This window comes from Kitasatospora sp. NBC_01539 (assembly GCF_045040525.1).
GTDB lineage: Bacteria > Actinomycetota > Actinomycetes > Streptomycetales > Streptomycetaceae > Kitasatospora.
In genome coordinates, this window is the sequence record NZ_CP109390.1 from 3,871,915 (window position 1) to 3,885,155 (window position 13,241).

General features: G+C 73.7%; 12 protein-coding genes. 3 read left to right on the forward strand and 9 right to left on the reverse strand.

The annotated features are described in order from the left end of the window. Positions 1–49 precede the first annotated feature (49 nt). Positions 50–658, forward strand: coding sequence for a flavodoxin family protein (locus OG335_RS16495; protein ID WP_405011880.1), 609 nt, complete (start codon positions 50–52; stop codon positions 656–658). Positions 659–668: 10 nt separating this feature from the next. Here the strand turns inward: OG335_RS16495 and OG335_RS16500 are convergent, their stop codons facing one another. Then, the gene (locus tag OG335_RS16500) at positions 669–2,006 is read right to left on the reverse strand and encodes an MFS transporter (protein WP_405011881.1); all 1,338 of its coding nucleotides are present in this window, start codon (positions 2,004–2,006) and stop codon (positions 669–671) included. A gap of 141 nt (positions 2,007–2,147) precedes the next feature. On the opposite strand from OG335_RS16500, the gene OG335_RS16505 reads away from it, so the two are divergent. Beyond that, entirely contained in the window at positions 2,148–2,345 is a 198-nt protein-coding gene (locus tag OG335_RS16505) for a hypothetical protein (RefSeq protein ID WP_405011882.1), read from the forward strand. Between the two features lie 21 nt (positions 2,346–2,366). Here the strand turns inward: OG335_RS16505 and OG335_RS16510 are convergent, their stop codons facing one another. From OG335_RS16510 to rsmI, 8 genes are all read right to left on the reverse strand, one after another. Beyond that, positions 2,367–2,741: a hypothetical protein gene (locus OG335_RS16510; RefSeq protein WP_405011883.1), complete on the reverse strand. Its 375-nt coding sequence runs from the start codon at positions 2,739–2,741 to the stop codon at positions 2,367–2,369. Between the two features lie 52 nt (positions 2,742–2,793). Continuing rightward, positions 2,794–4,596 carry an ABC-F family ATP-binding cassette domain-containing protein gene (locus OG335_RS16515; protein WP_405011884.1) on the reverse strand — a complete coding sequence of 601 codons (1,803 nt, stop codon included), beginning with the start codon at positions 4,594–4,596 and terminating at the stop codon, positions 2,794–2,796. Between the two features lie 183 nt (positions 4,597–4,779). Continuing rightward, the gene (locus tag OG335_RS16520; protein ID WP_405011885.1) at positions 4,780–5,706 is read right to left on the reverse strand and encodes a 4-(cytidine 5'-diphospho)-2-C-methyl-D-erythritol kinase; all 927 of its coding nucleotides are present in this window, start codon (positions 5,704–5,706) and stop codon (positions 4,780–4,782) included. After that, entirely contained in the window at positions 5,706–6,587 is an 882-nt protein-coding gene (gene rsmA / locus OG335_RS16525; protein ID WP_405011886.1) for a 16S rRNA (adenine(1518)-N(6)/adenine(1519)-N(6))-dimethyltransferase RsmA, read from the reverse strand. The genes OG335_RS16520 and rsmA overlap by 1 nt, the downstream gene beginning before the upstream one ends. A gap of 340 nt (positions 6,588–6,927) precedes the next feature. Then, the gene (locus OG335_RS16530) at positions 6,928–7,806 is read right to left on the reverse strand and encodes a TatD family hydrolase (protein ID WP_405011887.1); all 879 of its coding nucleotides are present in this window, start codon (positions 7,804–7,806) and stop codon (positions 6,928–6,930) included. Then, on the reverse strand, positions 7,806–9,425 hold the full coding sequence (gene metG, locus OG335_RS16535; protein WP_405011888.1) for a methionine--tRNA ligase: 1,620 nt from the start codon (positions 9,423–9,425) through the stop codon (positions 7,806–7,808). The genes OG335_RS16530 and metG overlap by 1 nt, the downstream gene beginning before the upstream one ends. An 87-nt stretch (positions 9,426–9,512) precedes the next feature. Further along, entirely contained in the window at positions 9,513–9,971 is a 459-nt protein-coding gene (locus OG335_RS16540) for a hypothetical protein (RefSeq protein WP_405011889.1), read from the reverse strand. A 200-nt stretch (positions 9,972–10,171) separates the two neighbouring features. After that, positions 10,172–11,017 (reverse strand): 16S rRNA (cytidine(1402)-2'-O)-methyltransferase, encoded by an 846-nt coding sequence (gene rsmI, locus OG335_RS16545; protein WP_405011890.1) that lies wholly within the window; start codon positions 11,015–11,017, stop codon positions 10,172–10,174. 108 nt (positions 11,018–11,125) lie between these two features. On the opposite strand from rsmI, the gene OG335_RS16550 reads away from it, so the two are divergent. Next, positions 11,126–13,003: a dolichyl-phosphate-mannose--protein mannosyltransferase gene (locus OG335_RS16550; RefSeq protein ID WP_405011891.1), complete on the forward strand. Its 1,878-nt coding sequence runs from the start codon at positions 11,126–11,128 to the stop codon at positions 13,001–13,003. Positions 13,004–13,241: the final 238 nt, after the last annotated feature.

Sequence of the window (13,241 nt, forward strand, 5' to 3'; positions counted from 1 at the left end):
CCGTTCGGCCGGCCGGCGCCGATCCGCACTCCGAGGAGCCAACCCCGCCATGACGACCGCCGCCCGTCCCACCGTCGCCGTCGCCTACCACTCCGGCTACGGCCACACCGCCGTCCTGGCCGAGGCCGTGGTCCGCGGCGCGGCCGCCACCGGCGCCGACACGGTGCAGATCGCCGTCGACACGATCACCGAGGAGCAGTGGGCGGAGCTCGACGCCGCCGACGCGATCGTGTTCGGGTCGCCCACCTACATGGGCACCGCCTCCGGCGCCTTCCACACGTTCGCCGAGGAGACCTCCAAGCGCTGGTTCAGCCAGGCCTGGAAGGACAAGCTCGCGGCCGGCTTCACCAACTCCGGCTCCAAGAGCGGCGACAAGCTGCACACCCTGCAGTTCTTCACCGTGCTCGCCGCGCAGCACGGCATGCAGTGGATCAGCCTCGGCCTGCACCCGGGCTGGAACTCCTCCACCGCCTCCGAGAACGACCTCAACCGCCTCGGCCTGTTCCTCGGCGCGGGCGCCCAGACCCACACCGACCAGGGACCGGAAGGCGTCCACCCGGCCGACGTCCTCACCGCCGAGCACCTCGGCGAGCGGGTCGCCCGACAGGCCGCGATCACCCTCGCCGGCCGGGCGGCCCTGGCGGCCCTGGCCGCCTGAGGTCCCGCGCTCAGCGCACCGCCGTCGCTCCCCCGTCCCGCGCGAGGGGGCGGCGGCGCACCGCGTCCAGGTCCGTCCCGCGGGTCTCCGGCATGCCGAGCAGGCAGAGCAGCGAGACCGCGCCCAGCCCCGCCAGGTACCAGCCGACCGGCACCGCCGTGCCGTACGCCCCGGCCAGCCGGACGGCGACCAGCGGCGCGGTCGCCCCGCCGACCACGCCCGCCAGGTTGTAGGTCAGCGCCGCACCGGTGTACCGCACCCGGGTCGGGAAGAGCTCCGGCAGGTACGCGGCGACCGGCCCGAGCATGCCGCCGAGCAGGGCCATCGCCCCGAGCAGAGCCAGCGCGACCGGCCCGGTGCGGGCCGTCTCCAGCAGCGGGAAGAACACCCCGGCCCATCCCCCGGCGAGCAGCGTCGCCACGAGCAGCACCCGCCGCCGCCCGTACCGGTCGGCGGCGCGGGCGCTCAGCACCACCGTGCCGCCCTTGAGCACGGCCCCGGCCAGCAGCAGGCCCAGCACGAGGCGCCGCGGCACCCCGAGGTCGGCGGTGGCGTGCGCCAGCGCGTACGTCGTCGTCAGGTAGAACAGCGCGTACCCCGACATGACGGCGCCGGCACCGAGCAGCACCGGCCGGCGGTGGCCGCGCAGCACCTCGGCCACCGGCATCCGGGCGTGGCCGGGCTGGGCCCGGAAGAGCGGCGTCTCGGCGACGCGCAGCCGGACGAACAGCGCGATCGCCACCAGCACCAGCGAGGCCAGGAACGGCACCCGCCAGCCCCAGTCCAGGAACGCGGCCTCGTCCAGCACCTCGCCGAGCACCAGGAACGCCGCCGTCGCCAGGAAGAAGCCCGCGCACGGGCCGAGTTGCAGGTAGGCGCCCCAGCGACCGCGCTGCCGGGCCGGTGCGTGCTCGGCGATCAGCAGCGCCGCCCCGCCCCACTCGCCGCCCAGTCCCAGTCCCTGGCAGAACCGCAGCACCGTGAGCAGCACGGGCGCCCACGCCCCCCACTGCCCGTACGCCGGCAGCAGGCCGACGGCGGCCGTCGAGACGCCCATCAGCAGCAGCGACGCCACGAGGGTGGTCCGGCGGCCGAGACGGTCGCCGAAGTGCCCGAAGAGCACCGCGCCGAGCGGCCGGGCGACGAACGCCACGGCGTGCACGGAGAGCGCGGCCAGCAGGGCACCGGCCGGGCCGAGCCCGGGGAAGAACACCCGGCCGAAGACCAGTGCCGCGGCGGCCCCGTAGAGGAAGAAGTCGTAGAACTCGACGGCGGTGCCGAGCATCGCCGAGGCGGCCACCCGGCGCAGCGCGCCACGCCCCGTCGGTGACGCTGTGTCATGTGTCATGTCGTCACCCTGACAAGTCGTTGACCTGCAAGGACCGCAGGGACACGACGGGCCGGGAGTGCACCGCCGTACGCCCGCCGGGGTGGTGCGCCGCATCCGCGGCGGCGTATGGTGGCGGCCTCCGGCTTCGAAAGGGCGCACGTGAGAGACGTGTTCGACGAGAACGGGCTGTTCGACAAGATCTTCGCCGGCCTGTGTCTCGCCCTCAGTCTGCTGCTGCTCGACCTCTCGCTGGGCCGGCACCGGCACGGCGGGTCGATCGTCTGGGCGGTGATCGGCGGGGTGATGGTGGTCGCGTCCGGCTGGCAGACCGTCCGCCGGTTCCGCCGCCGCGACTGATCCGCCGCACCGCGGGCGGCCCTACCAGTCGCGCCAACGGTCGGTCAGCTCGGCGCGTTCCAGGCCACGGCGGGCCGTCAGGGCCTCCACGTCGACGCCGACGGTGCCCAGCGCGGCGTCCGCGTACTCGCACAGGTCCTCGCGCTCGGAGGTCTCGAACAGCCCGTGCACGTCGTCTATCGCGTTCAGCGCCTGCACGAGGTGTTCGACGGCCGCCCAGAGCAGTTCGTCGGGCGCGCCGGGCGCCAGCTCGGCCTCGTAGGCGGTCATCGCGTCGTCGGTCGCGGCCAGCATCGCCGGCGGGTACAGCTCCGCGTACTCCGGGTGCCGGGCGGCGAACCGCCGCCACCTGGCGGTGGGGCGGGCCGCGGCCCGACGGGTGTCGTCTGCGTTCATGGACGGGAAGCTACCGGCCGGCACCGACAGTGCCGACCGGGCGGACGACCCGTCAGACCTGCTCGGCCAGCTCCAGCCAGCTCATCTCCAGCTCCTCCTTCTCGTCGCGGACCTTGCGCAGCTGCGCGTCCAGGTCGGCGATCTTCGAGAAGTCGGCGGCGTGCTCGGCGAGCTGGGTGTGCAGCTTCGCCTCCTGCTGGTCCAGCTTGGAGATCTGCCGCTCGATCTTCTGCATCTCCTTCTTCTGGAGGCGGGTGTCGCCGGCGGCCTTCGCGGCCTCGGTCGGCGCCGCGGCGGCGGGAGCGGGGGAACCCGACTCGGCCATCCGTGCCCGGCGCTCCAGGTACTCGTCGACGCCGTTCGGCAGCATCCGCAGTCGGCGGTCGCCGAGCAGGGCGAAGACGGTGTCGGTGGTGCGCTCGATGAAGAAGCGGTCGTGGCTGATCACGATCATCGACCCGGGCCAGCCGTCGAGGAGGTCCTCCAGCTGGTTGAGGGTCTCGATGTCGAGGTCGTTGGTGGGCTCGTCGAGGAAGAGCACGTTCGGCTCGTCCATCAGCAGGCGCAGCAGTTGGAGGCGGCGGCGCTCGCCGCCCGAGAGGTCGCCCACCGGCGTCCACTGCTTGTCCTTGGTGAAGCCGAACTGCTCGCACAGCTGGCCGGCGCTCATCTCGCGGCCCTTGCCGAGGTCGACCCGGCCGCGGATCTGCTCGACGGCCTGCAGCACCCGCACCTGCGGGTCGAGCTCGGCGATCTCCTGCGAGAGGTAGGCCAGGCGCACGGTCTTGCCGACCTTGATCACGCCGCCGGCGGGCTGCACGTCGCCCTCGGTCGCGAACGCCGCCTGCATGGCGCGCAGCAGGGAGGTCTTGCCGGCGCCGTTGACGCCGAGCAGGCCGATCCGGTCGCCGGGGCCGAGCTGCCAGGTGACGTGGTCGAGCAGGTGCTTCGGGCCGGCCTTGATGCTCACGCCCTCCAGCTCGAAGACCGTCCGGCCGAGGCGGGCGTTGGCGAACTTCATCAGCTCGCTCTTGTCGCGCGGCTCGGGCACGTCCGCGATCAGGGCGTTGGCCGCCTCGATGCGGTAGCGGGGCTTGGAGGTGCGGGCGGGGGCGCCGCGGCGCAGCCAGGCGAGCTCCTTGCGGGCCAGGTTCTGCCGCTTCTGCTCCTCGGTGGCCTCGATGCGGCCGCGCTCGGCGCGCGCGAAGACGTAGTCGGAGTAGCCGCCCTCGTACTCGCGCACCTCGCCGCGCTGCACGTCCCACATGCGGGTGCAGACCTGGTCGAGGAACCACCGGTCGTGGGTGACGCAGACGAGCGCGGAGCGGCGGTTCTGCAGGTGCCGGGCGAGCCAGGCGATGCCCTCGACGTCGAGGTGGTTGGTGGGCTCGTCCAGCACGATCAGGTCGGGCTCGCCGAGCAGCAGCTGGGCGAGCGCGATGCGGCGGCGCTCGCCGCCGGAGAGCGGGCCGATCACGGTGTCGAGGCCCTCGGCGAAGCCCGGCAGGTCGAGGCCGCCGAAGAGGCCCTCGATGATGTCGCGGATGCGGGCGTCGCCCAGCCACTCGTGGTCGGCGCGGCCGGCGATGACCTCCTGGCGGATGGTCGCCTTCGGGTCCAGCGAGTCGTGCTGGGTGAGGACGGCCATCTGCAGCCCGCCGGAGTGGGTGATCCGGCCGCTGTCCGGTTCCTCCAGCTTGGCGAGCATACGGACCAGCGTGGTCTTGCCGTCGCCGTTGCGTCCGACGACACCGATCCGGTCCCCCTCGCTGACGCCCAGGCTGACTCCGTCCATCAGGGCACGGGTGCCGTACACCTTGGTGACGGACTCGATGGTGGCGAGGTTGACGGCCACTGCAGCTGCGCTCCTGGGAGGGGGTCGGGACGGGTCTCCGGCCTCCCAGCCTAGTGGGCGGCGGGGCGGTGCCGGTCCGGCGTCGAGGCGCGGCACCGTACGACGGCCGGCGGGGCGGCCTGGTGCCGAACGTCGGGCATCGGCCGCCGGGCACTGGGCGGCGGGCGGCGGGCGGCGGGCCGGTCAGGGCGTGGGTGCGCCGATCGTCGCCCCGGGCACCGGGCCGTACGTCGCATGGGCGGCCCGGCAGGTGCCGGAGGCCGTCAGCGCGACGGCGATCGCCCGGGCGGCGTCGGCGTCCTTGGCGAGGAAGGCGCAGGTCGGCCCGGAGCCGGAGACCAGGGCCGCCAGGGCGCCGGCCTCGGTGCCCGCGTGCAGGGTGTCGGCGAGCGAGGGGCGCAGCGAGACCGCGGCGGCCTGCAGGTCGTTGGCGAGGGCGGCGGAGAGGGCGACCGGGTCGCCGGTCGCCAGGGCGGCGAGCAGGGCCGGGTCGGCGTCCGGGGTGGGTACGTCAGCCTCGGTGGAGCCGGTGCCGTCCTCCTCGCGGAGGCGGTCGCACTCGCGGTAGACGGCGGGGGTGGAGAGGCCGCCGTCGGCCACCGCGAACACCCAGTGGAAGGTGCCGGAGACCGGGAGGGCCTCCAGGATCTCGCCGCGGCCTCGGCCCAGGGCGACTCCGCCGAGCAGGGCGAACGGCACGTCCGAGCCGAGCTCGGCGGCCAGCTCCAGCAGCACCTCGATCGGTGTGTCGAGGCCCCACAGCGCGTCGCAGGCGACGAGGGCGGCGGCGCCGTCCGCGCTGCCGCCGGCCATGCCGCCGGCGACCGGGATGGCCTTGGCGATGTGCAGGTGCACGCCGGGGTCGGCGAGGCCGTGGTGCTCGGCGAGCAGCCGGGCGGCGCGGGCGGCGAGGTTGCTGCCGTCGAGGGGCACGGACGCCGCGTCGGGGCCGGTGCAGGTCAGGGTGACGCCCTCGCCCGGGGTGGCGGTGACCTCGTCGGCGAGGCCGACCGCGAAGAAGACGTTGGCCAGGTCGTGGAAGCCGTCGGCCCGCAGGCCGCCGACCCCCAGCTGGACGTTGACCTTGGCGGGCACGCGTACGGTGATCATCACTGGGCCTTCGGCTTGTGCTCGGCGATCGCGGCGAACTGCTCGACCGTCAGCATCTCGCCGCGTAGCTTGTGGTCGATGCCGGCGGCGGCCAGCGCCTGCTCGGCGCCGGCGGGCGAACCGGCCCAGCCGGCCAGCGCGGCGCGCAGGGTCTTGCGGCGCTGGGCGAAGGCGGCGTCGACGACGGCGAACACCTCGGTGCGGGTGGCGGTCGTCCGCGGCGGGTCGTGGCGCACCAGCGAGACCAGGCCCGAGTCGACGTTCGGCGCGGGCCAGAAGACGCTGCGGCCGATCGCCCCGGCGCGCTTCACGTCGGCGTACCAGTTGGCCTTCACCGACGGCACGCCGTAGACCTTGTTGCCGGGCTTGGCGGCGAGCCGGTCGGCGACCTCGCTCTGCACCATGACCAGGGTGCGCTCGATCGTCGGGAAGGTCGCGAGCATGTGCAGCAGCACCGGGACGGCGACGTTGTAGGGCAGGTTGGCGACCAGCGCGGTCGGCGCCGGGCCGGGCAGCTCCGTGACCTCCATGGCGTCGCTCAGCACGAGGTCGAAGTGCGCGGCCCTGTCCGGCATGCGGGCGGCGACGGTGGTGGGCAGGTGCCGGGCGAGCAGCGGGTCGATCTCGACCGCGGTGACGTGGGCGGCCACCTCCAGCAGGGCCAGGGTGAGCGAGCCGAGGCCCGGCCCGACCTCGACCACGCTGTCCTCGGCGGTCACCCCGCCCGCACGGACGATGCGCCGAACGGTGTTGCCGTCGATGACGAAGTTCTGTCCGCGCTGCTTGGTCGGCTTCACGCCGAAGGCGGCCGCCAGTTCGCGGATGTCGGCGGCGCCGAGCAGGTGGTGGTCGGCTGCGGGTGCGGGGTCGGTGCTGCTCACCCCGCAAGGATACGGGCGCGCGCGGGGCTCGGAGTTCGCCCGCCTGCCGGAGGTCGATCCCGCTCCGCACCGGGTCGTGCCGGGTCGTGCCGGGGAGCCGTCCGCCGCGCGGAGGGCGGTGGCTCCGTCCGGCAGGTCCCGTTCGGACGGCAGGTCGGGCCCCTCGACCTGCTCGTACGTCCCGCCCTGGGACGGCGGATTCCTTCGGTCGGTCGTCTCGGCGGTCATCGCCGTCTCCCTCGCTGCGCTCGTGCCGCGTTCGTGCCGGTCAGCGTGAAGGAGTCGCAGGAGGGTCGGGGCGTTCCGCCGGAATCCGGCATTCGTTCGAACGGGTGACGGATCAGTACGCGAACGCCCGGGCCGTGTTCGCGGCGATCGCGGTGGCGAGTTCGTCCTCGCCGATGCCGCGGTGGGCGGCCATCGCCCGCAGCGTGACGGGGATGAGGTACGGCGCGTTGGGGCGGCCGCGGAACGGGTGCGGGGTGAGGAACGGCGCGTCCGTCTCGATCAGCACGCGGTCGAGCGGGGTGACGGCCAGGGCCTCGCGCAGGGCGTGGTTGGCCTTGTAGGTGACCGGCCCGGCGAAGGAGAGGTACCAGCCGTGCTCGGCGCAGACCTTCGCCATCGCCGCGTCGCCGGAGTAGCAGTGGAAGACGGTGCGCTCGGGGGCGCCCTCCTCCAGGAGCAGGGCGATGACGTCGTCGTGGGCGTCCCGGTCGTGGATGACGAGGGCCTTGCCGTGCCGCTTGGCGATCGCGATGTGGCGCCGGAAGGACTCCTTCTGGATGTCCACGCCCTCCGGGCCGGTGCGGAAGTAGTCGAGGCCGGTCTCGCCGACCGCCTTGACCTGCGGCAGGGCGGCGAGCGCGTCGATCTCGGCGAGGGCGGCGTCGAGCGCGGCGGCACCCCCGGGGGCCCGGTGCTGCCCGGACCAGCCGTCGGGGTCGCCGAGGAAGATCCGCGGCGCCTCGTTGGGGTGGAGGGCGACGGCCGCGTGCACGGCGTCGAACTCGGCGGCGAGGTCGGCCGCCCAGCGTGAACCGCGCACGTCGCAGCCGACCTGGACGACCGTGGTCACCCCGACCGAGGCGGCCCGGGCGAGGCCCTCGGCGGGGGTGCCGTCCTGCATGTCCAGGTGGGTGTGCGAGTCGGCCACCGCCACGGCCAGGGGTTCCGGCAGCGGCGGCGGGGTCGACCGGTCGTCGTCCTTCTTGGCCATCAGGAGGCGGGCTTCTCTTCCAGGCGGGGGAACAGGATGTCGCCCTTGGTGACGATCACCCCGGCGGGCAGCCGGCCCCAGTCGGCGACGGTGCCGATGGTCTGCGCGGCCAGGGCGCCGAGCGGCTCCTCCGCGCCGAGCGAGTCCCACAGCTTCTGCGCGGTGGCCGGCATCAGCGGGTTGAGCAGCACGGCGGTCGCCCGCAGCGCCTCGGCGGCGGTGTAGAGGACGGTCGCGAGGCGGGCCCGGCCCTCGTCGGAGGTGTCCTTGGCGACCTTCCAGGGCTCCTGCTCGGTGAGGTAGCCGTTGACCAGCTTGACGAACTCGAAGATCGCGGCGATGCCGGCGGCGAAGTCCAGCTCCTCGCCGATCTTCAGGTCGGCCAGTCCGGCGGCCTTCACCAGGCCGTCGGCGACGGCCTGCTCGGCGTCGCCCGCGGCGGTGGCGGCCGGCAGCACGCCCTCGTGGTACTTCCCGACCATCGCGGCCACGCGGGAGGCGAGGTTGCCGAAGTCGTTGGCGAGCTCGGAGGTGTACCGGGCGGTGAAGTCCTCCCAGGAGAACGAGCCGTCGGTGCCGAACGGGATCGCCCGCAGGAAGTAGTACCGGTAGGCGTCCACGCCGAAGTGCGAGGTGAGGTCCTGCGGGGCGATGCCGGTCAGGTTGGACTTCGACATCTTCTCGCCGCCGACCATCAGCCAGCCGTTGGCGACGACCCGCTTGGGCAGCGGCAGGCCCGCGGCCATCAGCATCGCGGGCCAGATCACCGCGTGGAAGCGCAGGATGTCCTTGCCGACGAGGTGCACGGACGCCGGCCACAGCTCGGCGAAGCGCTCGGGGTCGGCGCCGTAGCCGGCGGCGGTGATGTAGTTCTGCAGGGCGTCCACCCACACGTAGAGCACGTGCTTCTCGTCCCACGGCAGCGGGACGCCCCAGTTGAAGGTGGAGCGGGAGATCGAGAGGTCCTGCAGGCCCTGCTCGACGAAGCGCAGCACCTCGTTGCGCGCCGTGGCGGGCGCGATGAAACCGGGGTTGGCCGCGTAGAACTCCAGCAGCTTCGGGCCGTAGGCGGAGAGGCGGAAGAAGTAGTTCTCCTCCTCCAGCCACTCGACCGGCTTCTTGTGGATCGGGCAGAGCTTCTCGTCCTCGGTGGCGCCGGGGAGGAGCTCGCCGGGCAGCTTGTACTCCTCGCAGCCGACGCAGTACGGGCCGGAGTAGCCGCCCTTGTAGATCTCGCCCTTGTCGTACAGGTCCTGGACGAACTCCTGCACGCGGTCGGTGTGCCGCTGCTGGGTGGTGCGGATGAAGTCGTCGTTGGCGATGTCGAGGTGCTGCCAGAGCGGCTTCCACGCCTCCTCGACCAGCTTGTCGCACCACTCCTGCGGGGAGACGCCGTGGGCGTCGGCGGTGCGCAGGATCTTCTGGCCGTGCTCGTCCGTCCCCGTGAGGTACCAGACGTTCTCGCCGCGCTGGCGGTGCCAGCGGGTGAGGACGTCGCCCGCGACCGTGGTGTACGCGTGGCCCAGGTGCGGGCGGTCGTTCACGTAGTAGATCGGGGTCGTGACGTAGTACGCCGGGGGCCGGGCCCCGGTGGTGCTGTGGTCTTCAGTGGCCGCCATGCCACGGAATCCTAGTCGCGCGGAGGAACCACCCTCGACCGGTGACCGGTGGGGCGGTCCCTCCGCGGCGGACCTGCCGGGCCGGGGTCAGTCGGCGCGGTGGCTGAAGAAGCCGAACCAGCGGCGCCGCTGCCCGGCCGGCACGGGCGGCTGCTCCGCGGTGCCGTCCTTCGGGCCGGCGGCCGGCGCCGCGTCCTCGGGTTCGGCGTGGAACGGGTAGCCGGGGGCGTGGTGCAGGGAGTGCTCGGCCGTGGCGACCCGGCCCTCCCGCATGATGCGCACCTTGTGCCCGCCGCAGCCCGGGCAGGTCGGCTCACGCAGCGGGGACGGCACACGGACGCCGTTCGCCTTGTACTCGAAGACGATCCGCCCCTCGCGGTCCACGTGGTGCTCGATGTCGTACGCCTGCTCCCAGCCGTAGCCGCAGCTGAGGCACGCGAAGGAGTAGGCCTCCCGGACGGTCTCGACGGTGCCGGCCGGCCGGTTGGTCAGTCCGAGGCCGCTGGGCGCGTTGCCCGTCAGAGGGCTACCGATCGTCTCGCTCATAGCCGTCTCCCAGGTGCCCGCCGGACGGTCGCCCGGCTCGGGTCTTCACCCGGGAGATGCCCGCGGGAGCCGGTTTCCCACCTGACTTGTCAAGTCTTGGACGTGCATTGGTGAGACCTGTACGAAGCCGGCGCGGCTGCGGACACCCGACGGGTGCTTCCCTCCACGGTACGCGCGGCTCCCCCGGCGGGCGCGCCTGCTCAGCCGCCCTTCTTCGCCGCGACGACCGCGTCGAAGACGTCGCGCTTGGGCAGGCCGAGAGCGGCCGCGACCGCGGCGATCGCCTCCTTGCGGCTCTCCCCCGCCTCCTCGCGGACGGCGACCCGGCGGGCCAGCTCGGCCGGGCCGACCTCCTCCGGCGGCGCCGGCGGGGCCCCGGCGACCACCACGGTGATCTCGCCCCTCACGCCGTCCGCCGCCCACGCGGCGAGCTCGGCGAGCGGCCCCCGGCGCACCTCCTCGTACGTCTTCGTGAGCTCGCGGCACACCGCGGCCGGGCGGTCCGCGCCGAAGGCGTCCGCCATCGCGGCGAGGGTCTCGGCGATGCGGTGCGGCGCCTCGAAGAAGACCATGGTGCGCGGCTCGGCCGCGACCTGGGCGAGCTGGCGGGCGCGGTCGCCGGCCTTGCGGGGCAGGAAGCCCTCGAAGGTGAAGCGGTCGACCGGCAGGCCGGAGAGCGCGAGGGCGGTGAGCACGGCCGACGGGCCGGGCACGGCGGTCACCCTGATCCCGGCGGCCACGGCCGCGTCGACCAGGCGGTAGCCGGGGTCGGAGACCGAGGGCATGCCCGCGTCGGTGACGAGCAGCACCCGGGCTCCGCCGGTGAGCGCCTCCACCAGCTCCGGGGTGCGGGCGACCTCGTTGCCCTCGAAGTAGGAGACGACCCGCCCGGTCGGCGCGACGCCCAGCGCCTGGGTGAGCCGGCGCAGCCGGCGGGTGTCCTCCGCCGCGATGACGTCCGCGCCCGCCAGCTCGGTGAGCAGTCGGGGCGGGGCGTCGGAGACGTCGCCGATGGGAGTGCCTGCAAGTACGAGTACGCCTGTCACGGCACCATCCTCCCAGGACGGCGGCGGCGGGCGGGACGGGCGGGGAGAAGCGTGACGAACCGGGCAGGTTCGGAGGGGGCCTCCTACGGCCGGGGGTCCGCCCCTACGATGTGGCGCGTGAGCGGCGACACGGCACCCGAGACGCCTACGGGCGCGGACCACCCCGAGCAGGGCGGCCTGGCACTGCTGAACGCGCCCGGAGCGGCGCCCGGCGACGAGCCGGAGCACGCGGGCCCGCCCGTGCCGCGCGGGGGCGGGGCGGAGCCTCCGCGCTCCTTCTGGCAGCGGCGGCTGGACGCGTACGGCGTGCGGACGGCCGAACCCGTCCCGGCGGCGCGGCGGCTGGTGCCGCCGATGCCGGACGGGCCGGGGGTGACCCCGGACCGGGTGCCGCCCTCACCGGTGCTGCTCTACCTGGGCGTCCGGCTGCCCGACGGCCTCTGGTCGTGGCTGTGCCGGTGGTCGGGCTGGATCGGGCCGCTGGTGATCGCAGCCTTCGGCGGCCTGCTCCGGTTCTGGCACCTGGGCAACCCCAAGGCGCTGATCTTCGACGAGACGTACTACGCGAAGGACGCGTACTCGCTCTGGAAGGGCGGCTACGAGACCAGTTGGGCGGACGACGCCAACAACCTGATCACGGGCGGGCACCCGACGGTGCCGTACCGGATCGATCCGGCGTACGTCGTGCACCCGCCGGTCGGCAAGTGGCTGATCGGCCTGGGCGAGCAGCTGTACGGGATGAACCCGGTCGGCTGGCGGTTCATGACCGCGGTGCTCGGCACGCTGTCCATCCTGATGATCGCGCGGATCGGCCGCCGGCTGTTCCGCTCGACGCTCCTGGGCTGCGTGGCGGGGCTGCTGCTGGCCGTCGACGGCCTGCACTTCGTGATGAGCCGGGCGGCGCTGCTCGACCTGGTGGTGATGTTCTGGTTCCTCGCGGCGTTCGGCTTCCTGCTGCTCGACCGGGACCGCACGCGCGGCATCGTCGCGCGGCGCCTGGAGACGCACCCGGGCGGCGACTGGCTGTACCTGGGGTGGCGTCCGTACCGCCTGGCCGCCGCCGTCTCGCTGGGTCTGATGACCGCCACGAAGTGGAGCGGCCTGTACGCGGTGCTGGCGTTCGCCGTGCTCACCGCGGTGTGGGACGCCTCGGCCCGGAAGGCCGCCGGCAACCGGCACTGGTGGCTGTGGGGCCTCTGGGACGCCCTGCTCGCGACCGTGGTGCTGACGGTCACCACCGTCGGCGTCTACCTCGTCTCGTGGACGGGCTGGTTCCTCAGCAGCTCCGTGCCCGGCAAGGGCGGCTACGGCCGCGACTGGGCGCTGCACCGCGCCGGGCTCTCGCCGGACCACGTGCTGGGCGTGCCACTGCCGCAGTTCGGCATGACCTGGGTGCCGGACGCGCTGCGATCCCTGTGGCACTACCACGCCACCATGTACGAGTTCCACGTCAACCTCACCAGCCCGCACACCTACCAGTCGAACCCGTGGAGCTGGCTGCTGGTCGGGCGGCCGGTGTCGTTCTTCTACGAGTCGCCGAAGTTCGGCCAGGCCGGCTGCCGCACCAACGAGTGCGCCCGCGAGGTGCTGGGCATCGGCACGCCGATCCTGTGGTGGGCCGGCATCGTGGCGCTGGCGTACTGCCTCTACCGCTGGGCCCTGCGGCGCGACTGGCGGGCGGGTGCGCTGCTGTGCGGCGTCGCCGCCGGCTACCTGCCGTGGTTCGGCTACCAGCAGCGCACGATCTTCCTCTTCTACGCGGTCGCGTTCGTGCCGTTCCTGGTGCTCGCGGTGACGATGATGATCGGCGCGATGATCGGCCCGGCCGGGGCCTCCCGGGACCGGCGGCTGATCGGCGCCGCGGCGGCGGGCATGCTCGTCTTCGCGGTCATGTGGAACTTCCTCTACTTCTTCCCCCTCTACACGGGGCAGACGATCCCGATGGACGACTGGCGGGCCCGGATGTGGTTCACCAGCTGGATCTAGCCGGCCCGCTCCCGGCGCGTCCCCGCGGACTCCGCCCGGGGGCACGGCCGACCGCGAACGCCCCGGACCACGAGCGGTCCGGGGCGTTCGGGCGTTCCGTCGGAGGCGGACCGGCGCGGTGCACGGCGCGGTGCACCGCGCACTCCGGCGGGCGACGGGCGCACAGGTCGTGCAGGAAATCGACCGCAGGTGCGGAACTTTCCGCCCGCCCGCCCCCTCTCTATACGGAGGGACGATC

Excerpts from the sequence above, each read along its gene's own strand:
- OG335_RS16495 (WP_405011880.1), top strand. The coding sequence starts at position 50 with ATGACGACCGCCGCCCGTCCCACCGTCGCCGTCGCCTACCACTCCGGC.
- OG335_RS16500 (WP_405011881.1), bottom strand. The coding sequence starts at position 2,006 with ATGACACATGACACAGCGTCACCGACGGGGCGTGGCGCGCTGCGCCGG.
- OG335_RS16510 (WP_405011883.1), bottom strand. The coding sequence starts at position 2,741 with ATGAACGCAGACGACACCCGTCGGGCCGCGGCCCGCCCCACCGCCAGG.
- OG335_RS16520 (WP_405011885.1), bottom strand. The coding sequence starts at position 5,706 with ATGATCACCGTACGCGTGCCCGCCAAGGTCAACGTCCAGCTGGGGGTC.
- OG335_RS16530 (WP_405011887.1), bottom strand. The coding sequence starts at position 7,806 with ATGGCCAAGAAGGACGACGACCGGTCGACCCCGCCGCCGCTGCCGGAA.
- metG (WP_405011888.1), bottom strand. The coding sequence starts at position 9,425 with ATGGCGGCCACTGAAGACCACAGCACCACCGGGGCCCGGCCCCCGGCG.
- OG335_RS16540 (WP_405011889.1), bottom strand. The coding sequence starts at position 9,971 with ATGAGCGAGACGATCGGTAGCCCTCTGACGGGCAACGCGCCCAGCGGC.
- OG335_RS16550 (WP_405011891.1), top strand. The coding sequence starts at position 11,126 with ATGTGGCGCGTGAGCGGCGACACGGCACCCGAGACGCCTACGGGCGCG.